This is a genomic window from Serratia sp. AXJ-M (assembly GCF_046531865.1).
GTDB lineage: Bacteria > Pseudomonadota > Gammaproteobacteria > Enterobacterales > Enterobacteriaceae > Serratia > Serratia liquefaciens.
In genome coordinates this window covers 2,212,566-2,238,427 of record NZ_CP059394.1, presented here as the reverse complement: position 1 = coordinate 2,238,427, position 25,862 = coordinate 2,212,566, and the positions used below count along the sequence as shown (strand labels likewise).

Below are 25,862 nucleotides of genomic sequence, written 5' to 3'. Positions count from 1 at the left end.
GGTTCAATCCCTCAAGGATGCTTGGAATCGCTGTTTTAGAGCCTCTACACATTTTGCAACGGTAACGGCTATCTCCTCTTCTTCCAGTGTACGAGCGGTATCCTGCAATACCAGACTGATAGCCAGGCTCTTATAACCCTCTGCCACGCCCTTGCCACGGTACACATCAAACAAGTTTACGCCAACTACCTGATTTGCGCCAACTTTCTTACACTCTGCCAAAATATCTTCTGCGGGGACGTTTTCAGCCACCACAACGGCGATATCTCGACGGTTTGCCGGGAAGCGAGAAATCTCCCGCGCCTGAGGCACGGCGCGGGTTGCGACCTTGTTCCACTCCAGTTCAAACACCACGGTACGGCCGTTAAGATCCAGTTTACGTTCAAGTTCCGGATGAACCACACCGATGAAACCGACACGTTCGCCCTGGAAATAAATAGCGGCGCTTTGCCCTGGATGCAGGGCTGGATTGGTCTCTGCCTTGAACTGAATTTCGGATAATTTACCGGTCAGCTCCAGGACAGACTCCAGATCCCCTTTCAAATCATAGAAGTCGACCGGCTTACGCGCCAGATCCCAATGTTCTTCATGCGTATGGCCTGCAATCACCCCTGCCAGCATGACATCCTGACGGATACCCAGATTTGCCGCAGTATCAGGCACAAAGCGCAGACCGCTTTCAAACAGGCGCAGACGAGTCTGCTGACGATTCTGGTTATATACCACCGCAGACAGCAAGCCGGTCCACAGCGACAGGCGCATAGCGGACATCTCTACCGAGATTGGGCTTGGCAGGATCAGCATTTCTTCGCCCGGGTGCAGCAAGGCCTGAACCTTAGGATCGACGAAGCTGTAAGTGATCGCTTCCTGGAAGCCGTGATCGACCAGCATGGTTTTCACACGCTTGAGCGTCAGATCCGCTTCGCGATGCTTGGTCATGATCAGGTCAGCACGTACCGGCACGTCAGGAATATTGTTGTAGCCGTAAACGCGTGCGACTTCTTCTACCAGGTCCTCTTCGATTTCCATATCGAAACGCCAGCTCGGCGCGACCGCCAGCCAGTTGTCGCCTTGCTCGGTCACCTGGCAACCCAAACGACGCAGAATATCGCTCACCTGCTCGCTCGGTACCACGTGGCCGATCAGACGGTCCAGCTTTTCGCGACGCAGGGTGATGGTGGCACGCTTCGGCAATTCGGCTTCAGCTGTCACATCGATGACCGGGCCAGCCTGACCGCCACAGATATCAATCAGCAGGCGGGTCGCACGCTCCATCGCTTTGTACTGCAATGCAGGATCAACGCCACGCTCGTAGCGATGTGAAGCGTCAGTGTGCAAACCATTACGGCGCGCACGACCGGTAATGGACAGCGGGCTGAAGAACGCGCATTCCAGCAGCACGTCCTGAGTAGTTTCATTCACGCCGGAGTGTTCACCACCGAAAATGCCGCCCATGGCCAGCGCTTTCTGGTGATCGGCGATCACTAAGGTATCGGCATTCAGTTTGGCTTCGTTGCCGTCCAGCAGCGTCAGGGTTTCGCCTTCGCTCGCCATACGCACCACGATACCGCCTTCAATACGGCTCAGATCGAAGGCGTGCATTGGCTGACCCAGTTCCAACAGTACGTAGTTGGTCACGTCAACCACCGCATCAATGGAGCGGATGCCGCAACGACGCAGCTTCTCGCGCATCCACAGCGGGCTTGCCGCTTTGACATCGATGCCTTTTACTACGCGGCCCAGGTAACGCGGGCACGCCTGCGGCGCGTCAACGCGAATTGGCAGCGTATCCGCAATAGTGGCGGCTACCGGGCTCATATCCGGCTCGGTCAGGGCAACCTGGTTCAGCACCCCAACGTCACGCGCTACACCGATAATGCCCAGGCAGTCGGCACGGTTTGGCGTTACGCTGATTTCGATGGTGTTGTCGTCAAGCGACAGGTATTCACGGATATCGGTGCCAATCGGCGCGTCTTCCGGCAGCTCAATGATACCGTCGTGATCGTCGGTAATGCCCAGCTCGGAGAACGAACACAGCATGCCTTCGGAAGGCTCGCCGCGCAGTTTGGCGGCTTTGATCTTGAAGTCACCCGGCAGTACTGCGCCTACGGTGGCAACCGCCACCTTCAGGCCGGTACGGCAATTTGGTGCGCCACAGACGATGTCCAGCAGGCGATCGCCACCCACGTTGACCTTGGTCACGCGCAATTTGTCTGCGTTCGGGTGCTGACCGCACTCAACCACATGGCCTACTACCACGCCGTTAAAGGCGCCGGCAACCGGCTCCACGCCGTCTACTTCCAGACCGGCCATGGTAATTTGATCGGATAATGCTTCGCTGCTGATGGCCGGGTTTACCCACTCGCGCAACCAGAGTTCACTGAATTTCATGTGATATTCCCGCCTTACTTAAACTGTTTGAGGAAACGCAGATCGTTTTCGAAGAACGCACGCAGGTCGGTGACGCCGTAACGCAGCATCGTCAGACGCTCCATACCCATACCGAAAGCGAAGCCGGAATAGATTTCCGGATCGATGCCCACATTGCGCAGAACGTTCGGGTGCACCATGCCGCAACCCAGAACTTCCAGCCACTTGCCGTTTTTACCCATCACATCCACCTCAGCAGAAGGTTCGGTAAACGGGAAGTAAGACGGACGGAAACGAACCTGCAAATCTTCTTCAAAGAAGTTGTTCAGGAAATCATGCAGTGTGCCCTTCAGATTGGTGAAGCTGATGTCTTTATCGACAATCAGCCCTTCCATCTGATGGAACATCGGGGTGTGCGTTTGGTCGTAGTCATTACGATAAACGCGGCCCGGCGCAATAATGCGGATTGGCGGCTGCTGGTTCTTCATGGTGCGGATTTGCACGCCGGAAGTTTGGGTGCGCAGCAAGCGCGTGGCGTCGAACCAGAAGGTATCGTGATCGGCACGCGCCGGGTGGTGACCCGGAATGTTCAACGCGTCGAAGTTATGATAGTCGTCTTCAATCTCAGGCCCGGTCTCAACGGAGAAACCCAGTTCGCCGAAGAAAGCTTCGATACGGTCGATGGTACGGGTGACCGGATGCAGCCCACCGTTTTCCATACGACGGCCCGGCAGGGAAACGTCGATGGTTTCTGCTGCCAGTCGCTCGTTCAGCGCAGCCGATTCCAGCGTATTTTTACGCGCGTTCAGCGCATCCTGCACTGCCTGTTTTGCCTGGTTGATTACCGCGCCTGCTGCCGGGCGATCTTCTGCCGGCACGTCACGCAGCGATTGCATCTGCAAGGTAAAATGGCCTTTCTTGCCTAAATATTCGACGCGCACCAAATCCAACGCGGCAACATCCTGGGCATCTTCTACGGCTGCCTTGGCATTGGCAACCAGCTCTGCGAGATGTGGCATTGCTTTCCTCTTCCTCTGGCCGATATGGCTCTAAGTAATTGTTATCTATTATTCGAACACGCCTTTAGCACATCTTCAAAGCATTTAACGCTTTAACCCGGCTCAGAAGACGGCCAAAAACAAAAAAGCCTCCACAGGGGAGGCTTAGGCGCTACTTTTCGTTTCTTTTCTTACGCGCAAAGCCTCCTGAGATCAGGCGCTAAAGTAAAAGAAGAAACGAAAAATAGCAGCGTGCATGATTGCGTTACCTTGTCGATGATTGTCCACCAGTGATAAAGCGGCGGGCAATAAAAGTCAATATTGTCTCTGAAAGCTAAAGATTAAAAGAGGGAGCAAGCTCCCTCTTCAACTGACTTACGCCAGTGCTGCTTTCGCTTTCTCAACCAGTGCAGAGAATGCCACTTTGTCGAAGACCGCGATGTCAGCCAAGATCTTACGGTCAATTTCAATAGAAGCTTTTTTCAAGCCGTTAATGAATTTGCTGTAAGACATGTCGTTCTGACGTGCAGCTGCGTTGATACGTGCAATCCACAGCTGACGGAACTGACGCTTACGTTGACGACGGTCACGGTAAGCGTACTGACCTGCTTTGATTACTGCCTGGAAGGCAACACGATAAACGCGCGAACGGGCACCGTAGTAACCTTTCGCTTGTTTTAAAATTTTCTTGTGACGTGCGCGTGCAATTACACCACGTTTTACGCGAGCCATATGCTCTCTCCTAAAGTCTTATTCTAGATTCAAAAAAAATGGCTTAAGCGTACGGCAGGCACGCGGTAACCAGGACCAGATCGTTTTTAGACACCATGCCTTTCGGACGCAGGTGACGTTTACGCTTGGTTGCTTTTTTGGTCAGAATATGACGCAGGTTAGCATGTTTACGCTTAAAACCACCGCTGCCGGTTTTTTTGAAGCGTTTGGCTGCACCACGTACAGTTTTAATCTTTGGCATTTTAATTAAATCCACTTCGCATTGTTAAACAACGAATCAGTGAGGCGAATAAAACCCACACAACGCAAGCGCTGCGCGGGTTCGATTACTTGGAAGCCTTACTGTCTCTTCTTCGGTGCGAGCACCATGATCATCTGACGGCCTTCGATCCTCGTAGGGAAGGATTCGACAATGGCCAAATCAGAATCTTCACACAGGTCTTTACGGACGCGGTTAAGCACTTCCATACCGATCTGTTGGTGCGCCATCTCACGCCCACGGAAACGCAGGGTGATTTTGGCTTTATCGCCATCTTCCAGAAAGCGAATCAGGTTGCGTAGTTTGACCTGATAGTCGCCATCATCGGTACCAGGACGGAATTTGATTTCCTTGACCTGAATAACTTTTTGCTTCTTCTTCTGTTCTTTTGTCGACTTGCTCTTCTCGTAGAGGAATTTGCCGTAATCCATGATTCGGCAAACTGGCGGTTCGGCATTTGGGCTGATTTCTACTAAATCAACGCCCGCTTCCTCAGCTTTTTCAAGAGCTTCATTCAGACTGACAATACCAATCTGCTCGCCATCGACGCCGGTTAGGCGAACTTCTTGCGCGCGAATTTCTCTGTTAATGCGATTAGGACGCGCCGGTTGAACTCGTTTTCCGCCTTTAATACTTTATTCCTCCAGTTGATGAAGACTACGGCTGCGAATCTCTTTTTGCAGCTTGTCTACGACTTCGTTTACGTCCAGGCTTCCCAGGTCTTTGCCACGGCGGGTACGAACGGCAACTTTGCCTGATTCGACCTCTTTATCACCGCAGACCAACATGTAAGGAACCCGTCGTAAAGTATGTTCGCGAATTTTAAAGCCAATCTTCTCATTTCTCAAGTCCGCTTTAACGCGAATCCCTGCGTCCTGCAGTTTTTTGGTCAATTGCTGGACATAATCAGACTGGCTGTCGGTGATATTCATCACCACCACCTGCACCGGAGCAATCCAGGTTGGGTAGAACCCTGCGTACTCTTCGGTAAGAATACCGATGAAACGCTCCATGGAGCCCAAAATAGCGCGGTGAATCATTACCGGGACCACGCGATCGTTGTTTTCGCCAACATACGATGCGCCTAAACGGCCAGGTAAGAAGAAATCGAGCTGCACGGTACCACATTGCCATGCACGATCCAAACAATCATGCAGAGTAAATTCAATTTTTGGTCCGTAGAAGGCACCCTCACCCGGCTGATATTCAAACGGAATCCCGTTTTCAGTCAGCGCCGCAGCCAGATCCTCTTCCGCACGGGTCCACATATCGTCAGTCCCGATACGCTTTTCAGGGCGAGTAGAAAGTTTTACTGCAATCTTGTCGAAGCCAAAGGTACCGTAGACATCATAGACCATACGGATACATTCGTTCACCTCGGCACGCACCTGCTCTTCTGTACAGAAGATATGGGCGTCATCCTGGGTGAACCCGCGTACGCGCATAAGGCCATGCAGAGAACCAGAAGGCTCGTTACGATGGCAGCTGCCGAACTCACCCATACGCAGCGGCAAATCACGGTAGGATTTCAGGCCCTGGTTGAAGATCTGCACGTGACCCGGGCAGTTCATCGGCTTGATGCAATACTCGCGGTTTTCCGAGGAGGTGGTGAACATGGCGTCTTTATAGTTTTCCCAGTGGCCGGTTTTTTCCCACAGCACACGGTCCATCATAAATGGCCCTTTCACTTCCTGGTACTGGTACTCTTTGAGCTTCATGCGCACAAAGGCTTCCAGCTCGCGGAAAATTGTCCAGCCATCGTTGTGCCAGAACACCATACCCGGCGCTTCTTCCTGCATATGGTACAGGTCAAGCTGCTTGCCGATCTTGCGGTGGTCACGCTTGGCGGCTTCTTCCAGACGCTGCAGATAGGCATTCAGCTGTTTCTTGTCTGCCCATGCGGTGCCGTAGATACGCTGCAGCATTTTATTTTTGCTATCGCCACGCCAGTAGGCGCCAGACGTTTTCTGCAGTTTGAAGTGATGGCAGAAACGCATGTTCGGCACGTGCGGACCGCGGCACATGTCGACATATTCTTCGTGGTGATACAGGCCAGGACGGTCGTCATGGCTGATGTTCTCATCCAGAATCGCCACTTTGTAGTTTTCACCACGCGCGGCAAAGGTGTCACGGGCTTCTTGCCAGCTAACCTTCTTCTTGATGACGTCATAATCTTTGTCGGCCAACTCATGCATCCGCTTTTCCAGCAGATCCAGGTCTTCCTGCGTCAGGGTACGGTCGATATCAACGTCATAATAGAAACCGTTGTCGATCACTGGGCCGATAGCCATTTTGGTGTCTGGCCACAGCTGCTTGATGGCATGACCCAACAGGTGCGCACAGGAGTGGCGCATGATTTCCAGGCCTTCGGCATCCTTGATGGTGATGATAGCCAACTGCGCGTCTGATTCGATCAGATCGCCGGCATCAACCAGTTCACCGTTCACACGGCCGGCAATACAGGCTTTCGCCAGGCCAGGGCCGATATCGCGGGCAACATCCAAAGGGGAAACAGGGTGATCGAAATGACGCTGACTTCCGTCAGGAAGAGTAATAACAGGCATTAATAATTCCTTATCTACAGTGGTGACCCACACGACAGATCACATGCAGTACGAAAATTGAGTTTGGGTTTAGTCAGCCAGGTTTCAGATCTCGCCCACAATTGCCAGATTGAAACCTAACTTGGTACACAGAATGGAAAGCATACCTTCACAGCCATATTGGCTAAGCGGATAGTATCACTAAAATTGTTCCGGATAAATAAACTGCGGCACAGGCCCGGCTTTAGCGGGAAGCTGGGCGGTCCTTCAGGTAACCCAACGCGGCAATCAGGCAGAAGGCGTAACCCAACAGCTCGCAGCCCTCTTCCACCATGTTCTTCACCACCCGGTTATAGCCATCCAGCATCAGCATTTGCCACAGAGAATTCATGCCAAACAAGCGTGAAAATACCAGAATGCACAGCAGGCCTGCGCACATCATGCCGTAGCTCGGATGCGTCACGAAATGCGCCAATCCCTGCACCGTGGCCTCAATGTGGCGTGACGCATACCACAGGCATCCAAGCGTCACCGCCAAGGCGAACCACAGCCAGGAACCGTGCCACAGCATATCGAAGGCAAAATCCATCTCGCGGATCAGCATGCAAAGGAAGAAACCTCCCGCCAGCACCCATGCGGGCCGGTAGGCAACTTGCCGGCGTGCAGCCACAAAGAATAAGCCTGAGATGGCGGCCAGCATCACTTCCTGCGCCGATTCGGTTAAGGAGGTTTCGTAGACAAAATTATGCAACCAGTGCACATCAATGAACATTAAGCCCATCAGCGCAGCCAAAAATGCGCTGTAAAGCAGAAAGGAGCCTATTTTTCCCAGTAAAATTTGCAGATCATGTTTCATAGTCATACTCGTTATTATTTAAAGCGCGACTATGGTATTCACCTGCGCAAGGGGATCGTAGCAATTGATGCGGAATAGGCTTACTTCGTGTCTGATTTGCCACTAAAGGGCCATAAAAAACAAAAATCCCCGGCAAATTGCCAGGGAGGATGCCAGTCTTTCCTGGCTGTCACTTCACCGTCGTGAAGATCCGGGCCTCTCATCCCGATATTGAGACGCGCAAGTAAGACCCGGCTAACTCCTTGTCGCCGTTATTCTCTCACCACCACGATACGGCTGTTGGTCTTAACGCCCCACAGGCCGGCCAACGCGCTGATGACTGCGCCAATCAGCAATGCGAAGAATGACCACAGGGCCGCATGAGACAAGGCCTTAGCCGCTTCCGCTGCCTGCTCGCGCGCTTTTTGCTTCAGCTCTGTATATTCCTGCTTAGCCTGATTAATTTTTACTTCCACGTCGTTCAAGCGCTGATTCACCAACTGCGCCGTTTTGTTTTTCGCATCCACCAGATTTTTGACGGTCTGGTCAACTTCCTGCGGTGTCATATCGGTATTCTCCGACAGCGCTTTCTTGAGCGAATCCTCATCGACGTCCTGCGAAATGGCCTCACCGTGTTTTTTCAATTTGGCAACCAGATCCTGAATAATTGCATCGCTATTGTCAGGCTGCAGCGCCAACGCTTTTACCGCGTCCCCCACTTCACTCTTGGCCGCGTCCAACTGTTGCTGCATAAACTCCGGCTGCAATGAAGGGATATCGCTTTTTTTCAGTGCCGCCACGACATTGTCTTGTAACTTTTCGGGTTCCAACTTGGTGTCGATACCCAACTTATCAAACACTTTGCCGCCGGCATCCGCGAGACCCGAAGCGCCTTTACCAATGGCTGACCCGGCACCGGAAAGCAGGCTACCGGAAGTTGAGGCAATAGCCCCCAGCGCGTTCCCGGTAGCTTTGACTGCAGACCCCACCAACAAAGCGCCCAACACGGCCGCCACAATCAGCGAGGTGGCCCAAACCAGGAAACCGTGGATTAACCCATCATTCGCTGCCAGACGACCGGCAATAAAGGCACCGGCAGCCAGGCTCAGGATGATCGAAATTGCAGACCAAACCACCACAGTCGTACCGGCCCCGTTGACCGGATCGTCAGAGGTCGGATCGACGATGGAAAACCCCAGACTGGTCCCCAGAGTAGACAGCAGCAGCGACACCGCCAAAACGGTGATAACCCCGCCAATTACGCTGCCCCACGATATTTTTTTAACCGTTGCCAATTCGTTTGCCACTTGCATAGTAAAACTCCTTTTAAGCTTTTCGATTAAGTAAAACTGCCCGAAAGCCCTATCAGTATAGAATCCAATAAAAAAAGGGGTGGCTTAATGATCAAAAATATAAAATTAACTAATGATACATGTACTCTTTGTCCGTGTTTAGCCGGCGTGTTGCTCCCTGCACATTGCGCAAATCAGCGATGGCGAACATCTCTGGCTCCCGCTATCCTGATGCCATTAACGGCAGAGTTGAGAAGCACCCCGCATCATGAACCGGTTATTGAAATTACTCGTTGGCGCCTGCCTGGTGCTGACGGCTCTTTTTGTCCTGCTCCATCTGGGAGCAGACCGTCATCCACGGGCCATCGCGGTGAATGAGCCGCCGATGGAATGTGAGGATACTCCGGAGATTACCAATGATTGCGTGAACGACGATGACGCTAATACCGACGCCGTTCTTGAACTGCTCCCCCCTGGCAGTCCAGGTTAATGGTGTGAGAACCTTTTATTAATTCATTGTATTTTAAGTCACTTATTGCGGAAGCAATTCGCATTTCATGGCAGGCGATCAGGTTGCGCTGTCGTGTTTTAACTGAAAACAGGGAGTTCGCTTTATGACAAGTATTCTGCAGTTATTCCAGGCCATCGGACTGGGTTTGGTACTGCTGTTGCCACTGGCCAACCCGCTGACCACCGTCGCGCTGTTGCTTGGCCTGTCGGGCAATATGACGCGCGAAGAACGCAATCAGCAGTCGCTGATGGCATCCATTTATGTATTCTTTATCATGACGGTGGCGTTCTACGCCGGCCAAGTAGTGATGAACACCTTCGGCATTTCCATTCCCGGTCTGCGTATTGCCGGTGGGTTGATTGTGGCATTTATCGGTTTCCGCATGTTGTTCCCGCAGCAAAGCGCAGAAGACGCGCCAGAAGTGGAAACCAAGTCAAACGAACTGCGTAAGAAAACCTCGGCCAATATCGCCTTTGTCCCCCTGGCAATGCCAAGCACCGCTGGCCCCGGGACTATCGCCATGATCATCAGCTCCGCATCGAGCATTCACGAAAATACGCTGGGTTTCGCCCATTGGGTGCTGCTGGTGGCCCCGGTGGCGATTTTCTTCTCGGTTGCCTTTATCCTGTGGGTCTGCCTGCGCAGTTCCGGCGCCATTATGCGCCTGGTGGGCAAAAGCGGCATCGAAGCCATTTCGCGTCTGATGGGGTTCTTGCTGGTGTGTATGGGCGTGCAGTTTATTATCAACGGCGTGTTGGAAATCATCTCCACCTACGTGCCTGCGGCCTGACAATAAGGGCGCGGTATCAGCCGCGCCCTTCACGATGTTTACTTTCCTGCCGGTGCCTGCGCACCCAATATCCCCTTACCTTCCGGCACTTCGGTAAAGCGGCTGAGGATTTCGCTGTAGGTTTTTGCCGGATCCAATTCCTTGAACTGATTCGGATAGATAAACTTCGCCAGATATTCCAGCCCGACGATGTTGTACGGGTGGTTATAGAAGTTATGGTAAATGCCGTAGAAGCGCCCCTCCTTCACCGCCGTAACCTGAGCGAAACCCGGGCGTTGCTTCATCCGATTAAAGGCGTCATCAACCTGCTGCTGCGTCACGCCGTAACCAAAGGGCACTGCGGCATTGGTTTTGGTCGCCCATTGAGAGCCGGACACGATATAGGCGTCAGGTTTCATGCTGATCACTTTTTCCAGGGAGACGTCGCCGGTTGCGCCAGGCAACAATGCGGAACCCAGGTTACGTGCGCCTACCGCCTCGATCATCCCACCCCAACCGACGTGAGAATGAGTGAAACAACAGGACTCAAGCCCGTTAAGACCGGCTTTTGCCTCGATAAATACCAACGGCTTTGGCTCGACGGCTTTGGTTTTATCCAGGATGTTCTGATAATGCTGCTGATAGAAGTCGGTGTACTGTTTCGCTTCGCTTTCACGGTTGAGGGTCTCACCCAGCAGCGTGATGCTTTTCGGGGTGTTTTCCACCGGCTTGAGCATGGTGTCGATAAACAGCACCGGAATGTTGAGCGCTTTCAGCTTATCCAACACGCCAGTCTGGCTCAGTGAAGGCTTGGAACGCAGTTGAGCCACCATCAGATCAGGCTGTTTGGCGATCACGCTTTCCAGGTTGACCTCGCCCTTATCACTAAAGCCCATATCGATAATGCCGCTGGCTTCCGGCCACTTGTTACGCAGGAACTTCCAGGTTTCACCGTCGCTTTTCTTGAGCAGGTTATTCCAGGCCACCAGCCGGGCGAAAGGATCGGCGCGGTCGAGCAAGGCCAGCGTCAGAATATCGCGCCCGTCCTGCACCACAATGCGCTTCGGCTCTTGCTTGATGGTCAGACTCTGGCCGGAGGTATCTGTCAGGGTTAACGGATAAGTGGTCGCCATCGCCTGAGCGGATAAACCGCAGGCGCAGGCCAAAGCCAACAGGGTGATTCGACGGTGCACGTAAAACTCCTTAGCGTAGGAAATCAGTGCGGAAATAATAATGAGAACCGCTCCCATTATCAAAGAGAACCCCAGGTGCGTTTTCGCTTAATTGAAAAGGGATGTGAACAGGGAAAAAGCAGCGCACCGAATCCGATGCGCTACTGAGGTCAAATCAGGCCGTAAATCAGCGCCGACAGCGCTATCAGGCCCATCACCAGGACAAAGACGTTGCTCAGCGCACGATAGCGGCGCATCGCGGGCACTGCACGCACAGCGTACATCGGCAGAATAAACAGGATCGCTGCAATCAGCGGACCGCTGATGGTTTCGATAATGTGCAGCGCACTTGGGTTCCACACCGTCGCCGCCCAGGTCAGCAGGAACAGCGATATCGCAGAAATCCGGTGCGTAATTCGCGAGCTCAAGGGTTTGCCAACCGCTCGCGTCAGGCCGTCGATCAGGCTGGTTGCCCCTTCGGTCACGCCCAGGGAAGTGCCGAGATAAGACTTGGCCATCGCCAGCATCGCCATCATTGGGCCAAGGTAGGCGATCAGCGGGTTGGAGAATTTGTTCGCCAGCGTGGTCAGCACGGTGATGTTTTGATCTTTCGCCTGCTGCATATCCTCATGTGACAGGCTCAGTACGCAGCTAAAGACAAAGAACAAGACGGTGACGCAGATCAGCACATAGCTGTAGCGCATGATACGCGCGCAGCGGCGTTCGGCCTTCTCACCGTACAGGCTCTTTTGCGTGGAGGCGAAGGACGAAATAATCGGCGCATGGCTGAAAGAAAACACCATCACCGGCACCGCCAGCCACAGTGAATGCCACAGGTCCGGGCTGCTGAACTGGGTGTTGGCCAGGCCGCTGACAAAGTTTGCCGTTTGCCAGGTGGGTACCAGATACAGCGAGATACCCATCAAAAACACCAGCAGCGGGAACACCAACATGCCCATCGCCGAAACGATAGCGTCTTTGCCGCGCAGCAACACCAGGTTCAGAACCACCACCACCGCCAGGCTCAGCCAGACACGCGGTAGCGGCGCCAGGTGAAACTGATGGATCAGGAAGCTGTCCAGCGCATTGGTGATCGAGATGCTGTACACCAGCACGATCGGGAAGAACGCCATCAGGTACAGCACCATGATGATTTTGCCGGCCAGCACGCCAAAGTGCTCCACCACCACATCATGGATATTGCCGTCACGGCTGGAGCCTGACAGCACAAAGCGGCTCAATGCGCGGTGCGGTAAATAAGTCAGCGGGAAAGCGAACAACGCCATCAACAACAGGACCAGCGGGCCATTCAGACCTGCATTGATCGGCAGGAACAGGGTTCCTGCGCCGACAGCGGTGGCATAGAGCCCAAACATCCACACGGTATCGGTTTTATTCCATTTGGCAGCCTGGGCGGTTGCCAGCGTGCCTGAATCGGGAGAAATCGTACTCATAAGAAAGCTTACCTTACTCTTCAGCGACAACGATTGCGCTCAACGGGATATCCTTCTCCGCGAATTTTTAATATTAATCAGTGGATTAACGCAGTATTTCACTCTTGTTCCTGCTAAAAGGACGGCAAAGGATAATGAAAAATGCGGCTCGGGTCTATGTTTTATCGGCTGACAGAGTGATTTACGAGCAGAAAATGCTGCCAAAATCAGCACGCCCGGCCAAAAGAAAAGGGCCTCGAACGAGGCCCTTTCAGATTTACTTGTTGGCGTCCGGATGTTCCGGCACGGCGGCGCTGCCCATCTCCTTCTCATCGCGGATCATCGAGCGGTCTTTACGCACGCTGGCCACGTCTGAGGCGTCGATTGGCTTGGCGCTGTTGCCCCAGCTTGAACGGATGAAGTTCACCACATCCGCTACCTGCTGGTCGTTCAGACGCCAGCCGAACGGCGGCATGGTGATGTTGGAAACCGCCCCTTTCACCGCCGGCGTGGTGTTACCTGTCAGCACGATATGAATCAGCGAAGTCGCGTCTTCGGTCTGTACCACCGGATTGCCCTTAAGCGCCGGGAAGGCGCGTTTATAGCCTACGCCATCGGTGCGGTGGCAGGCCGCGCAGTTATCGACGTACAGCGCCGCTCCGGGCTTGCTGTCGTTACCGCGCCACAGATCCTTGGCGACGCTGTCTTCGACCGGTGCCGCCTGCTGCTTGCCGTCTTTCGGCGGCAGCGTTTTCAGATAGCGCGAGATCGCCGTCAGATCCTCATCGCTGAGATACTGCAGGCTGTGCTCTACCACGTCGCTCATGCCACCAAACACGATAGACTTGTCGTTGCGTCCGGTTTTCAGGAACTCCGTCAGTTCGGCTTCGCTCCAGGTCCCCAACCCATCCTTGTTGTCACCGCGCAGGCTGGAAGCCACCCAACCGTCGATCGGCGCATTGCTGCCGGACAGATAGGTGTCGCCGTCGTTATTGCTCAGCGCTTTTTCCTGCATGGTAAGGCTACGTGGCGTATGGCAGGCGCCACAGTGACCCAGCCCTTCCACCAGATAGCGACCGCGTTCAATCACCGGATCCGCCTTGGTGTCAGCCACAAAGTCGGCCGGTGAAGGCGCAAACATGCCGCGCCAGATGCTCAACGGCCAACGCATCGACAGCGGCCAAGGAATGTCGGAATCCTTGTTGGCCTGCTCCACCGGTTGCACACCGTGCATGAAATAGGCGTACATGGCGCGCATGTCATCCTCTTTCACCAAGGCAAACGACGGATACGGCATCGCCGGGTACAGGGTGCTGCCGTTTTTGGCGACGCCTTTGCGTACCGCATTGTCAAAGTCTTCGAAGCTGTAATCACCGATACCGGTTTTCTTGTCCGGCGAAATATTGGTGGAGTAGATGGTGCCGATCGGCGTTTCCATCGCCAGACCGCCTGCAAACTCTTTACCGCTTTTGCCGTTGGTGTGGCAGGCCACGCAGTCACCGGCGCGCGCCAAATACTCACCGCGTTTGATCAGCTCGCTGCTGACGGTGGCGTCCTGCGCCCATACGGAAAAACTCAGTGCACTGAGAACCAGTGCGGGAACAAATGCTTTCATCAGTCGCCGTCCTTATGCCTGCACCAAAGGGCCTGGGTTTTTCAGATACTGCTCGCGAATGGCACGGGCAGACCAGTAAGCCAACGCGGCCACGGTGCCGGTCGGGTTGTAACCCAGACCCTGAGGGAAGGCCGACGCGCCGATCGAGAATACGTTATGCACGTCCCAGCTTTGCAGATAGCGGTTCACCGCGCTGGTTTTCGGATCTTCCCCCATCACCGCCCCGCCGTTCATATGGGTGGTCTGATAGCTGGTGGTATCAAAGTGGCTATTGGCGTTTTTCGGGCTGCCGGCGATCAGTTTAGGATTCATGGCCTTGGCGATAGGTGCCATTTTGTCGTACATGAACTGCGACATCTTGACGTCATTTTCCTGCCAGTCGAACGTCATGCGCAGCAAGGGCTGGCCGAAGACGTTCTTGTAGTTGGGATCGAGGTCCAGATAGTTGCTGCGGTACGACTGATGCGCACCGTGCGCATCCATCGACACATGGTGGGTATAAGCATCGGCCACTGCCGCTTTCCACTTGCTACCCCAGGCTGGCGTTCCTGGCGGCGTTGGCAAGCCGGAAATAGGCTTGGTCCCTGCCTGGTTGACCCAGAACGGCGAACCGCCGACGAAGCCTTCTTTGGCATGATCAAAGTTATCGGCGTTGAAGTCGTCAACGCCGACACCGTTACCGCCGGCGCCGATGAACGGGTTGGTGTATACGTCCTTGTCGAAGAACGCCTTGATGGTGGTCATGTTCTGATAGGCGAAGTTACGCCCTACCACACCTTCGCCGGTCACCGGATCGTAAGGTTTACCGATGCCGGACAGCAGCATCAGATGCACGTTGTGGAACTGGAACGCCCCCAGAATCACCAACTCCGCCGGCTGCTCGACTTCACGACCCTGCGCGTCAATGTAATTCACCCCGGTCGCACGGGATTTATCGGCGGTCAGATTCACTTTCAACACGTTAGCGTTGGTGCGCAGCTCAAAGCGTTTTTCCATACGCAGCGCCGGCAGAATGTTGACGTTCGGCGAAGCCTTGGAATACATGTAACAGGCATAACCGCTGCAGAAACCGCAGAAGTTGCACGGCCCCATCTGCGCACCGTACGGGTTGGTATAGGAATCGGAGGTGTTGGCGGAAGGCAGGTTATACGGGTGATAACCTACTTCCAGCGCCGCTTTCTCGAACAGCTGGGCAGAGAAGGTATTTTTCTGCGCCGGCAGCGGGAAGTCGTCCGAACGGTCACCGGCGAACGGGTTGCCGCCCTTTTGACCCACTTTCTGGCCTTTGATGGTCCAGGCGGTGCCCGAAGTGCCGAATACTTTCTCGGCCTTGTCGAAGAATGGCTCCAGCTCGGCGTAGCTCACGCCGAAATCCTGGATGGTCATGTCTTTCGGGATAAAGCTCTTGCCGTAGCGCTCTTCGTAATGGCTGCGCATACGCAACTCAATAGGATCGACCCGGAAATGGACGCCGGACCAGTGCAGGCCCGCGCCGCCCACGCCGGTACCCGGCAGGAACGCCGCCAACTGGCGGTAAGGCACCGCAGTCTGGCTGGTATTATGACGAATGGTCACGGTGCTTTTCGACAGATCCTGGAACAGCTTGCGGCGGATGTTATAGGTCAGTTCGTCGATCACCTGCGGATAGGAACCGTCCGGATAGGTATCGCGCATCGGGCCACGCTCCAGCGCCACCACGTTCAGGCCCGCTTCGGTCAGCTCTTTGGCCATAATCGCGCCCACCCAACCGAAACCGACGATCACCGCGTCTACTTTTTTCATTACCGTTGCCATTGTTACCCCCTCTCCCCACGAATCGAGACCGGAGGTAAGGGATAACGTTCCCCTCGCTCAACCCAGTCCATAAAGTCGGCGCGCGCGCCCGGAAAATTAATCAGCTTCCAGCCAACCATGTCTTTATTGCCGCCATGGATCGGGTCGCTGAAGAAACCTTCGCGGGTGTTTTGCAACAGGTAGGAGAAGAACAATTTTGCCGGCAACTGCGAGAATTCCGCCTCTCCGGACTCAAACTTCTGCAACAGCGCATCCTGCTGTGCAGCGTCAAGTTCAGCAAAGGGTTTACCGGCGGTTTTCTTGCAGTAGGCATCAGCATCTGCGATGCCAAGGTTATAGATCTGTTTTGGCACCAATGGCAGTTGATAACCCATTTCTTTCGGTGCATCCGGGTTAAACGGTCCCTGCATGTACCAAATAGAACCGGTGGCGTACGGGGTATTCATTTGACGATCGATAAACTCCGGCACGCCGGCCTCCAGCGCACCGGGGCCGCGTTCATCCGCCGGGATCAGTCGCGCCGCAGCGGCTTTAACGAAGGCCCACTCTTCCGGCGTAAAGAAAGTCGGTTGGTAATCTGGCTGTTTTGAGGTGTCTGTTGCCGCAACCGCCGGGATTGGAGCTGTCAGCGCACTCACGCCACTGCCGCCAATCACTGCTGCGGGAATTAAAGTCATCGATTTCAACAGGAAATCGCGCCGTGAATTGTTAGTTTTATCGTCCGACATATCACATTCCATCCAAAGATAATCACAACTATTTAACCTCAACCTTGCGGTCGATGCGGGTTTTAAACACAAATTGTTACTTATTTGTATATTTATTGAAGACCAAAATGTGAACAAAAGCCAAAATGTTACCGGTAACTTATTGAATAAACGTAAAGATTTGATGGGTAATGTAAAGTTAACGATTCGTGCGGTTTTTTAGGTAACAGGATGGGAAATAACGAAAAATGAGAGATGTGTCGCGAATTTAGCGTAAGCCAATAAAAAACCGGCTGCTGACGCGGCCGGTTTTACGAAAAAATCTTGGCTAGGGTGACATCGCCTGGTAGGCGGTGGTCACTTTCCAGAGATAGCGTGGTGCCTGCGGGGCAGGATGTTTTTTCTGGATGTGTTGATAAAACTCATCCGGGCTCATTTGGTTGATGCGGTTCACCGCCACACGCTTGTCCGATGAGAAAGTGCGAAGCATAGCGCCCGCCCCATTCACGTAGGAAACGATGGTGGCGTAACGCAACGTCTGTGGGTTGTTGATCCCGGCTAGCTGCTGGCTTTGAAGAATATTGATATAGGCCGTTCCCAGATCAATATTGACCGCCGGATCCTTCAACTCACGCGAGCTTGGTTGCCCGCTTCTTCCTTTTAAACGATAGGCATCACGCCCGGCGGTTGAAGGCTTCAGCTGCATTAATCCCACTGCGTTCGAGGTGCTGACTGCGTTCGGGTTAAACCCGGACTCCACCTGAATAATCGCTTTAATCAGCGTTTCGTCAACGCCATAGCTGCTGGCTGCCTGACGAATGTAATCGTTATAGGCTATCGGTGTCCCCGTGCGGTTAACCGGTGCCTGCGGGGGGGTTTTTAGCCAACCACCACGCGATGTGCCACTGCCTGAATTATTAGTTGCTGTTTGCGGGTCTTTGGCGCACCCCGACAAAAGCAAAATTGCCGTCAGGCAACCTATTTTTGTTTTCACAGAATCCCTCACTCCTTTCAATGAGTTGCGTAGCATATACAACTTGTAAGGACGCCTGTACGGTTTTTTTGGTCTATTCTCAAGCTACTCGTATACCAAGAGGTGATTTATGAGTCAATCTGCAACGACGTGTTTTGTGGTCACTTTTCGCTATCAGGAAGAAGGATTAGCTGATTTAGCCAAGCTGACAGGACAATTAACCCTGCAAGGATTTGTCACGTCGGTGGCCGACGAAAATGGCGTTCCGCACGAGCTGGGCAGCAACAGTTTTGCGTTAATAACCCCACTGGATCAAGAGGATGTACGGCAATTGGCCCAGAAGCTTGGTCAGGTGGCCTTGGGCAAGGCGCCGGAGGCCGACATCGTCACCTATGAGGACTACGTAAAGCGGTTACATACTGATACATAAAATGCTATAACTCACTGCTGGGTATTATTTCGCTTCGCTGTGGAAATAACCGGCAGTTTGCCTGCAGGTGACGCTTGACTTTGCTCTAATTGATATTGATAATCATTTTCATTTGAGCCAGGAGATGTCACCATGTTTTTGAAACAACGCGCTTTTCCCCGCCTATCCCTCGTTAAGAACAGGGCTTACTTCCGCCCTTTCACCCTGCTGTGTCTGTTGTTGACCGCCAGCCTTGCCAGCCATGCCGCGTTGGCGGAAAAGAAGCTGCGCGTGGTGACCACTTTCACCATTATTCAGGACATTGCCCAGAACGTAGCCGGTGACGCCGCCGTAGTGGAGTCGATCACCAAACCGGGTGCAGAGATCCATGATTACCAGCCTACACCACGCGACATCGTCAAAGCGCAGCACGCCGACCTGATCCTGTGGAACGGTATGAATCTGGAACGCTGGTTCCAACGCTTCTTCGAGAACATTAAACAGGTGCCTGCGGCCGTGGTCACCGAGGGCATCACCCCGCTGCCGATCCGCGAAGGGCCTTATAACGGCAACCCGAATCCACATGCCTGGATGTCTGCCAGCAATGCGCAGGTGTACATCGAAAATATCCGCAAAGCGCTGGTGCAGTACGACCCGGCCAATGCAGAAACCTACAATCGCAATGCTAAAGCCTACGCCGCCAAAATTGCCGCGCTGGATGCCCCGCTGCGCGAACGCCTGTCTCGCATTCCGGAAGCCCAGCGTTGGCTGGTGACCAGCGAGGGCGCCTTCAGCTATCTGGCCAAAGACTATCAGTTGAAAGAAGTCTATCTGTGGCCGATCAACGCCGATGAACAAGGTTCACCGCAGCAGGTTCGCCGGGTGATTGACGCCGTGCGTGCCAACCACATCCCGGTGGTGTTCAGCGAAAGCACTATTTCAGACAAACCGGCCAAGCAGGTCGCGAAAGAAACCGGCGCAAAATACGGCGGCGTGCTCTATGTCGACTCCCTGTCCACCCAGGATGGCCCGGTACCGACCTATATCGACCTGCTCAACGTCACCGTACAAACCATTGCCAAAGGATTTGATCAATGACAAGTGAGGTTTTTGTCCGCCCTGAGTTGAGCGTGGACGACGTTACCGTGACCTACAACAACGGCCATACCGCGATCCACAACGCCAGCTTTACCCTGAGCGGCGGTGCCATCTGCGCGCTGGTTGGCGTCAACGGCAGCGGTAAATCGACCTTGTTCAAAAGCATTATGGGCCTGGTGCGGCCCACCACGGGCCGCGTACAGCTCAACGAGCAGCCGGTCGCGCAGGCATTAAAGAAAAACGTTATTGCTTACGTGCCGCAAACCGAGGACGTTGACTGGAATTTCCCGGTGCTGGTGGAAGATGTCGTCATGATGGGCCGTTACGGCAAGATGAACTTCCTGCGTATTCCTTCAAAGGAAGACCGGCTGCGGGTGGACAAGGCGCTGGAGCGCGTTGGGCTGAGTGAGTTACGCACCCGCCAGATCGGCGAGCTTTCCGGCGGGCAGAAAAAACGCGTCTTTCTGGCGCGGGCGCTGGCGCAACAAGGCAGCGTTCTGCTGCTGGACGAGCCTTTCACCGGGGTCGACGTCAAAACCGAGAACGCCATTATCGACCTGCTGCGCGCACTGCGTGATGAAGGCCACCTGATCCTGGTTTCAACCCATAACCTGGGGAGCGTACCGGAATTTTGCGATCGGGTGATCCTGATTAACCGCACGGTGCTGGCTGCCGGCCCAACAGAAACCACCTTTACCCAAAGCAACCTGGAACAGGCGTTTGGCGGCGTACTGCGCCATATCAATCTGTCAGGCCCGGATCTGCACGACGACAACGATCCGCGCACGGTCACGGTATTGACCGATGACGAGCGGCCAGCGGTGTTCTACGGCCATACCAAGAGCGATCCGCCGGCGCAAAGCCAGCCGAAGGAGAAACAACCCTGATGCTGGAACTTCTGCTGCAACCCTTCAGTTACAACTACATGGTCAAAGCCATTTGGGTCAGCGCCATCGTCGGCGCCGCCTGCGCGTTCCTTTCGGCCTACCTGATGCTAAAGGGCTGGTCGCTGATGGGGGACGCACTGTCGCACTCGGTGGTACCCGGCGTTGCCGGGGCCTATGCGCTAGGCCTGCCCTACGCCGCCGGAGCCTTCTTCACCGGCATGCTGGCCGCGCTGGCAATGACGCTGGTGCGCCACGTGACTCGCCTGCGCGAAGACGCCATTATCGGCTTTATCTTTTCCACCTTCTTCGCCGTAGGCCTGTTGATTGTGTCGCTAAACCCGACCTCGGTTAACGTCCAGTCGATTATCTTCGGCAATATCCTCGGCATCGCCGATGAAGACGTATTGCAGGTCGAGATTATCATCGGCGTTTCGCTACTGATCTTGTGTCTGGTGTGGAAAGACTTACTGGCAGTGTTTTTTGACGAAAACCACGCCGTGTCTATCGGCCTGTCGCCGCTGCGGTTAAAGATCCTGTTCTTCACCTTGCTCAGCGCCTGCACCGTAGCGGCATTGCAAACCGTTGGCGCCATTTTGGTGATCGCCATGGTGATCACGCCGGGGGCTACCGCCTACCTGCTGACAGACCGCTTCAGCCGGTTGGTGATTATCGCCATCGTGATTGGCGCACTAACCAGCGGCCTTGGCGCTTACCTCAGCTTCTTCCTCGACGGGGCTACCGGCGGGGTGATCGTGACTCTGCAAACGCTGGTATTCCTGGCCGCCTTTTTCTTCGCCCCCAAACATGGGCTACTGGCGTCCAAACGCCGCGTGGCACGTGAACAGACCGGAGGCCACTGATGGAAACCCTGTATCAACTGCTCAGCGAGCCCTTCGCCTATCCCTTTATGCAGCGGGCAATCCTGGCCGCCATCGTGACCGGCGTGGTGTGTGCGGTGCTCTCTTGCTATCTGGTGCTCAAAGGCTGGTCGCTGATGGGTGACGCCATCTCGCATGCGGTGCTGCCCGGTATCGTGGTGGCGTTCGTGCTCGGCATTCCGGTGGTGATAGGTGCCTTCTTCTCCGGTATTTTCTGTGCGGTGGCCACCGGTTACCTGAAAGAAAACAGCCGGGTGAAAGAGGACACGGTAATGGGGATCGTTTTCTCCGGCATGTTTGCCTTTGGCCTGGTGCTGTTTTCCCGTATCGATACCGATCAGCACCTCAGCCACATTCTGTTCGGCAATATGCTGGGCATTACCGATGCAGAGCTGAAGCAGACGTTGCTGATGGCTGGCATTACGCTGCTGGTGGTGTTGCTGAAACGCAAAGATTTGATGCTCTACTGTTTTGATCCCAACCATGCCAGGGTGATTGGCCTGCCGGTGAAACTGTTGCACTACGGGCTGCTGTGCCTGCTGGCGCTGACAATTGTCGCCTCATTGCAGGCCGTCGGGGTCATTCTGGTGATTGCGATGTTGATTGCTCCAGGCATTATTGCCTTCATGCTGTGCCGCAGCTTCGACCGCATGCTGATAGTCGCCACGGTGGTGTCTGTGTTCTCCTGCGTACTCGGCACCTTGATCAGCTTCCACATTGACGGTGCCACCGGCCCCTGCATTGTGATAGTCCAGGCCATTCTGTTCGTGTTCGCCCTGCTCTACAGTAAATTTAAACCGTTACAACGTCACGAAAATGGAATGCTCGACGCAAAACCTTGAAACAGGCGGCGGTGCCTAATGGCCCCGCCGCTGCTCATTACGGCTGCTGATAGATATCCGGTCGGACAATATGCCAGACAAAATCCTCGCGGTTTATCGCTTCATAACCCACCTTTTGATACAACCACGGCGCAGTACCGGTCACCAGCATAATCCGCCGCAGCCGCTGCAACACCGGGTGTTCCAGCGTGCAATCCATCAACCAACGCGCTAACCCTTGTCCCTGGTAGTCCGGGGAGACAAACACATCGCACAGATAGCCAAAAGTGGCGTAATCCGTCACCAGACGCGCAAAACCAATCTGCTGGTGTTGATGGTACAGGCCAAAGCACAGGCTATTGTCGATAGACAACTGCACCGTCGGCAACGAAATGCCGCTCGCCCAGCTTGAAGTGGTCAAAAATGCGTGAGTAAAGGAGAGGTTCAGTTCACTTGTATCGCAGTTGATCCGGTATTCCCCTCGCTGCCACTGCCGGTTTTGCTCCATTGTTGTTCATCTCATTGATAATGATAGTTATCTGAATCCTGCCCTTGCCGTAATAGCTGACGACCTTATAAACATCGCTCTCACGCCGCCAAGTTGCAACAGACGTCGTACTTAAATTAATCAATAGCGTATATACTTTGAGCAAATGCGATGGCGATAAAATCGCCGGTTGTTGGTGCCAGCTGTGCGCCAGGTCGTGTTTTCACAGGGCTAAAGACGCTAACCTAATGAATTCGCAGGCAACACAGAGGGGGTGTACCATGTGGCAAGCCGTTAGCCGTCTGTTAAGTGAACATCTTGGCAGCGCAGAAATCCGCGAAAGGACCGAACTGCCCGGGGGAGAAATCCATCCGGCGTGGCGCGTGAGTTACGGTGACAATCAGGTGTTTGTCAAATGCGACGCTCGCGAACTGTTGCCCATCTTCACCGCCGAAGCCGACCAGCTGGCCTTGCTGGCGCGCAGTAAAACCGTGCGGGTTCCGCAGGTGTACGGCGTAGGCAGCGATCGCGATTACAGCTTCTTGCTGCTGGAATACCAAACCCTGAAACCTTTAGACGCCCATGGCGCTCACTGTCTCGGACAACAGCTGGCCCATTTACACAAGTGGAGCGAACAGCCGCAGTTTGGCCTCGACTTCGACAACGACCTGTCCACCACCCCACAGCCCAACGCCTGGCAGCGCCGCTGGTCAGAGTTTTTTGCCGAACAGCGCATTGGCTGGCAACTGCAGATGGCGGCAGAGAAAGGCATGACCTTTGGGGATATCGATGAGATTGTCGACATCGTGTATCTGCGTTTGCAGCATCATCAGCCGCAACCTTCTCTTCTGCACGGGGATTTGTGGCCGGCCAACTGCGCAATGACCGCCGACGGCCCACTGCTGTTCGATCCGGCCTGCTATTGGGGCGACAGAGAGTGTGATTTGGCCATGCTGCCGCTGTATCCGGAACTGCCGCCGCAGATTTACGACGGCTACCAGAGCGTCTGGCCGTTAGAGAGCGGCTTTATCGAACGTCAGCCGCTTTATCAACTGTATTATCTGCTCAACCGCAGTAACCTGTTCGGCGGGCAGCATCTGGTTCGGGCCCAACGCGCGGTGGAAGCGTTGCTGCATCCAGAGTCCCGATAAAATAAAGGCGCTGAAATCAGCGCCTTTTTAATGAGCAGCCGTTATCAGGCCGCCCCGGCCAGTTGGCCGAGCAGCTTGATCACAAACCAGCCAATCACCGCAATCACCACCGGCAAAATGTACAGCGGGAAGTATTGCAGCAAGATGGTATGGTGCGGCAACGTAATGCGTTCTTCCAACTGCGCACGCGTATGCCCTTCGCTGCCTTTAGCCTGTTCGAGGATCATCTGATCTTCCAGGCCTTCGCGGATAAACTTCACCTGACGTGACATACGTGCGCCAGAGGCCTGCAGCGCCAGCCCGACAAAAATCAGAATATAAATGATGATAAACATCAGGTTCGCGCCGCTGAACAGGCTTTTTTCTACGTCCGGTACCGGCGAGTTATACCAGAAGATATTCAGGAACGGGGTGTTAAAGCGCACCATATCTACCATTACGTGAACGAAATCCAGCATTACTGCGTTGATGCCTTTGGTCTTTTCGCTGTGTTGATACACAAACATCAGCAGCGAGATCAGCGTTGACAGTAACGCAGGGATGAAAACCACCCAGCCAAGAATACGTTTTAAAATGGCAATGCGCCCAGCCTGTTGATACGTCATGTGTTCCCCTTGTAAGCGACGTAACCGTAATGGGCTAAGTCTACCTGTAGTTATTGAAACTCGCCCACCGTTTTCTTCAGCACTGCTGTGCTACAAGCGTAGCCGGGATTATCCGAAATCAACAGCTTAACGGCGAGCGCGCGTTGCCAGTAAATAGTTATATAGTTAAATCAAACCGTTTAAACAGGGGCCTTCATGATTCGGCTGATTATCTTATTGCTGGGTGCGCAAGCGCTGCGGGGGCAACGCCGCCTGCTAATGCTGTTCGGCTGGGCGTGGATCACCGTAGGCGCGCTGATGCTGTTCGATGTACTTCAGGACGGGCGTTCCGTGCTGGCGTTGGATGCGCTGGCGGTACTGCTGGCGCTGGAGGGATTAGTGGCGATTTCCGCCGCATTGGTGATCGGCTCATCTGCCAGTCGCCCGGTGTTACTGAAGGGATTGGGCTTTTTGTTTCTGGCCTTTTTAGTTTGGGACGTGCCCGCCGACGACAACATCGTCGCCACGCTGGTGTTTGGCAGTGCGCTACTGCTTGACGGTGCGGTTCGCATTGCTTCTTCTACGGTGATCCAGCACAGCCGCTGGAAACCGGTCGCGCTGGCGGGCAGCGGCGAAATCTTGCTTTCGCTGATGATTTTTATTGGCTGGCCGGTGCCGCATCGGATGACGGTTCCTTTTTGTATCGGCGTGATGATCCTGCTTTCCGGCTGGGCACTGCTACGCATTGCCCGCAGGTTGGAAAGCTTCTCGCTAAATCAGAACCCGCAGTTAGCCACTCAGCCGCAAACCAATGACGCTAATCCGCTCAGGGTGTATGTCTGGACACCGACGGGATCGGCAAAAGATGCCCGCAGGCGTTACATCGTCGATCGCTACATCGCGGCGGTGGACGGCAGCGGCAATATATCCACTGGCCATGCCGCCCTGGCGTTGGCACCGGACGTGTATATCAGCCACTATCCGCTTAACGAAATCAGCCAGTCCGCACAAGATTTCCGCCGGCTATTGCACTCCGGTGAACAAAATAACGTCGACGGACGCTTTCTGCCCGATTTGCAACAGGAAGTGGCGGCCTGGTGCCCGCCGGACAAAAAAATACAGTTTCGCCGTTACAACCCGACGGCATTACGCGCGTTCTGGCAGCGTTATCGTCAGGATGCCACTTACAATCTGACTCGTCGCAACTGCTCCACCACGGTTATTCAGGCGCTCGATAGCGCGCTGGAAGGTGTACTGGGCGATAAACATCTGTGGCGGCGTTTCCTGTTGCTGATACTCGATCCCAACCTGTGGATGTTGGCGGTGCTGCGTAGCCGTGGCGAAAGCATGACCTGGACACCGGGGTTGGTGCTTGATTATGCCCGCATGCTGCAACAGGTCACCGAACGCCAGCATCAGCGCTGGTGGCTAAAAGTGCAGGAGATGTGGCGCATCCTGCGTTTTGGCAAGGCTCAGCCACGCAGGCAAAAATTTTAGTCTCAACGCCGGCGATGATAAAGTGTCGGGCACATTCACCGGCAGGA

Annotated in this window: 26 protein-coding genes and 1 other annotated feature; of the genes, 9 read left to right on the top strand and 17 right to left on the bottom strand. The window is 54.3% G+C overall.

All coding sequences use genetic code 11. The features are described 5' to 3' along the window. Window positions 1–3 precede the first annotated feature (3 nt). The 9 genes from pheT to H0S68_RS10470 all read right to left on the bottom strand — a co-directional run bounded on the left by pheT (window position 4) and on the right by H0S68_RS10470 (window position 9,050). The gene (gene pheT, locus H0S68_RS10510; RefSeq protein ID WP_201895330.1) at window positions 4–2,391 is read right to left on the bottom strand and encodes a phenylalanine--tRNA ligase subunit beta; all 2,388 of its coding nucleotides are present in this window, start codon (window positions 2,389–2,391) and stop codon (window positions 4–6) included. Between the two features lie 14 nt (window positions 2,392–2,405). After that, window positions 2,406–3,389: a phenylalanine--tRNA ligase subunit alpha gene (gene pheS, locus H0S68_RS10505; protein WP_020826621.1), complete on the bottom strand. Its 984-nt coding sequence runs from the start codon at window positions 3,387–3,389 to the stop codon at window positions 2,406–2,408. Between the two features lie 118 nt (window positions 3,390–3,507). Continuing rightward, window positions 3,508–3,630 (bottom strand) — a sequence feature (Phe leader region). Beyond that, complete coding sequence (gene pheM / locus H0S68_RS10500; protein WP_121626058.1) at window positions 3,582–3,626, bottom strand: pheST operon leader peptide PheM; 45 nt, start codon at window positions 3,624–3,626, stop codon at window positions 3,582–3,584. It overlaps the preceding feature by 45 nt. Window positions 3,631–3,743: 113 nt before the next feature. Further along, the gene (gene rplT, locus H0S68_RS10495; RefSeq protein WP_020826620.1) at window positions 3,744–4,100 is read right to left on the bottom strand and encodes a 50S ribosomal protein L20; all 357 of its coding nucleotides are present in this window, start codon (window positions 4,098–4,100) and stop codon (window positions 3,744–3,746) included. Window positions 4,101–4,143: 43 nt separating this feature from the next. Next, window positions 4,144–4,341, bottom strand: coding sequence for a 50S ribosomal protein L35 (gene rpmI, locus H0S68_RS10490; RefSeq protein ID WP_004931418.1), 198 nt, complete (start codon window positions 4,339–4,341; stop codon window positions 4,144–4,146). Window positions 4,342–4,439: 98 nt separating this feature from the next. Next, the gene (gene infC / locus H0S68_RS10485; protein ID WP_013812633.1) at window positions 4,440–4,991 is read right to left on the bottom strand and encodes a translation initiation factor IF-3; all 552 of its coding nucleotides are present in this window, start codon (window positions 4,989–4,991) and stop codon (window positions 4,440–4,442) included. A gap of 3 nt (window positions 4,992–4,994) precedes the next feature. Continuing rightward, window positions 4,995–6,923, bottom strand: coding sequence for a threonine--tRNA ligase (thrS, locus tag H0S68_RS10480; RefSeq protein ID WP_041414516.1), 1,929 nt, complete (start codon window positions 6,921–6,923; stop codon window positions 4,995–4,997). A gap of 223 nt (window positions 6,924–7,146) precedes the next feature. Beyond that, window positions 7,147–7,758, bottom strand: a complete 612-nt coding sequence (locus H0S68_RS10475; protein WP_041415338.1) for a hypothetical protein — start codon at window positions 7,756–7,758, stop codon at window positions 7,147–7,149. Window positions 7,759–8,009: 251 nt separating this feature from the next. Continuing rightward, on the bottom strand, window positions 8,010–9,050 hold the full coding sequence (locus tag H0S68_RS10470; RefSeq protein WP_130015635.1) for a PspA/IM30 family protein: 1,041 nt from the start codon (window positions 9,048–9,050) through the stop codon (window positions 8,010–8,012). Between the two features lie 247 nt (window positions 9,051–9,297). Here H0S68_RS10470 and H0S68_RS10465 point away from each other — a divergent pair, with 247 nt between their 5' ends. After that, a complete protein-coding gene (locus H0S68_RS10465; protein ID WP_122079060.1) occupies window positions 9,298–9,519 on the top strand; it encodes a hypothetical protein in 222 nt (73 codons plus the stop codon). Between the two features lie 124 nt (window positions 9,520–9,643). Then, window positions 9,644–10,330, top strand: coding sequence for a MarC family NAAT transporter (locus tag H0S68_RS10460; RefSeq protein ID WP_020826577.1), 687 nt, complete (start codon window positions 9,644–9,646; stop codon window positions 10,328–10,330). Window positions 10,331–10,368: 38 nt separating this feature from the next. On the opposite strand, the gene H0S68_RS10455 is transcribed toward H0S68_RS10460, so the two are convergent. The 6 genes from H0S68_RS10455 to H0S68_RS10430 form a co-directional block, all read right to left on the bottom strand. Further along, the gene (locus H0S68_RS10455) at window positions 10,369–11,502 is read right to left on the bottom strand and encodes an ABC transporter substrate-binding protein (RefSeq protein WP_410529372.1); all 1,134 of its coding nucleotides are present in this window, start codon (window positions 11,500–11,502) and stop codon (window positions 10,369–10,371) included. A gap of 149 nt (window positions 11,503–11,651) precedes the next feature. Next, window positions 11,652–12,935: a septum site-determining protein gene (locus H0S68_RS10450; protein ID WP_020826575.1), complete on the bottom strand. Its 1,284-nt coding sequence runs from the start codon at window positions 12,933–12,935 to the stop codon at window positions 11,652–11,654. Window positions 12,936–13,191: 256 nt separating this feature from the next. Then, complete coding sequence (locus tag H0S68_RS10445) at window positions 13,192–14,529, bottom strand: c-type cytochrome (protein ID WP_048762668.1); 1,338 nt, start codon at window positions 14,527–14,529, stop codon at window positions 13,192–13,194. Window positions 14,530–14,541: 12 nt separating this feature from the next. Further along, window positions 14,542–16,323 carry a GMC family oxidoreductase gene (locus tag H0S68_RS10440; RefSeq protein ID WP_041414502.1) on the bottom strand — a complete coding sequence of 594 codons (1,782 nt, stop codon included), beginning with the start codon at window positions 16,321–16,323 and terminating at the stop codon, window positions 14,542–14,544. A gap of 2 nt (window positions 16,324–16,325) precedes the next feature. Continuing rightward, window positions 16,326–17,051 carry a gluconate 2-dehydrogenase subunit 3 family protein gene (locus H0S68_RS10435; protein ID WP_020826572.1) on the bottom strand — a complete coding sequence of 242 codons (726 nt, stop codon included), beginning with the start codon at window positions 17,049–17,051 and terminating at the stop codon, window positions 16,326–16,328. A 307-nt stretch (window positions 17,052–17,358) separates the two neighbouring features. Continuing rightward, window positions 17,359–18,024 carry a transglycosylase SLT domain-containing protein gene (locus H0S68_RS10430; protein ID WP_020826571.1) on the bottom strand — a complete coding sequence of 222 codons (666 nt, stop codon included), beginning with the start codon at window positions 18,022–18,024 and terminating at the stop codon, window positions 17,359–17,361. A gap of 109 nt (window positions 18,025–18,133) precedes the next feature. Between H0S68_RS10430 and ghoS the strand changes: the two genes are divergently transcribed. The 5 genes from ghoS (at window position 18,134) to H0S68_RS10405 (ending at window position 22,117) form a co-directional block, all read left to right on the top strand. Beyond that, complete coding sequence (ghoS, locus tag H0S68_RS10425) at window positions 18,134–18,433, top strand: type V toxin-antitoxin system endoribonuclease antitoxin GhoS (protein ID WP_116690645.1); 300 nt, start codon at window positions 18,134–18,136, stop codon at window positions 18,431–18,433. 132 nt (window positions 18,434–18,565) lie between these two features. Then, complete coding sequence (locus H0S68_RS10420; RefSeq protein ID WP_046373757.1) at window positions 18,566–19,510, top strand: metal ABC transporter substrate-binding protein; 945 nt, start codon at window positions 18,566–18,568, stop codon at window positions 19,508–19,510. Then, window positions 19,507–20,397, top strand: coding sequence for a manganese/iron ABC transporter ATP-binding protein (locus H0S68_RS10415; RefSeq protein WP_020826568.1), 891 nt, complete (start codon window positions 19,507–19,509; stop codon window positions 20,395–20,397). The genes H0S68_RS10420 and H0S68_RS10415 overlap by 4 nt, the downstream gene beginning before the upstream one ends. After that, a complete protein-coding gene (gene yfeC / locus H0S68_RS10410; RefSeq protein WP_046373759.1) occupies window positions 20,397–21,257 on the top strand; it encodes an iron/manganese ABC transporter permease subunit YfeC in 861 nt (286 codons plus the stop codon). The genes H0S68_RS10415 and yfeC overlap by 1 nt, the downstream gene beginning before the upstream one ends. After that, entirely contained in the window at window positions 21,257–22,117 is an 861-nt protein-coding gene (locus H0S68_RS10405; RefSeq protein ID WP_020826566.1) for a metal ABC transporter permease, read from the top strand. The genes yfeC and H0S68_RS10405 overlap by 1 nt, the downstream gene beginning before the upstream one ends. 37 nt (window positions 22,118–22,154) lie before the next feature. Here the strand turns inward: H0S68_RS10405 and H0S68_RS10400 are convergent, their stop codons facing one another. Further along, window positions 22,155–22,604, bottom strand: coding sequence for a GNAT family N-acetyltransferase (locus H0S68_RS10400; RefSeq protein ID WP_176983977.1), 450 nt, complete (start codon window positions 22,602–22,604; stop codon window positions 22,155–22,157). 260 nt (window positions 22,605–22,864) lie between these two features. On the opposite strand from H0S68_RS10400, the gene H0S68_RS10395 reads away from it, so the two are divergent. Beyond that, complete coding sequence (locus H0S68_RS10395; RefSeq protein ID WP_020826564.1) at window positions 22,865–23,734, top strand: fructosamine kinase family protein; 870 nt, start codon at window positions 22,865–22,867, stop codon at window positions 23,732–23,734. A gap of 44 nt (window positions 23,735–23,778) precedes the next feature. Here H0S68_RS10395 and H0S68_RS10390 read toward each other — a convergent pair whose 3' ends face one another. Then, window positions 23,779–24,339, bottom strand: coding sequence for a YniB family protein (locus H0S68_RS10390; protein WP_020826563.1), 561 nt, complete (start codon window positions 24,337–24,339; stop codon window positions 23,779–23,781). Between the two features lie 195 nt (window positions 24,340–24,534). Here H0S68_RS10390 and H0S68_RS10385 point away from each other — a divergent pair, with 195 nt between their 5' ends. Beyond that, on the top strand, window positions 24,535–25,815 hold the full coding sequence (locus tag H0S68_RS10385) for a protease (protein WP_410529371.1): 1,281 nt from the start codon (window positions 24,535–24,537) through the stop codon (window positions 25,813–25,815). The last annotated feature ends 47 nt before the right edge of the window (window positions 25,816–25,862 follow it).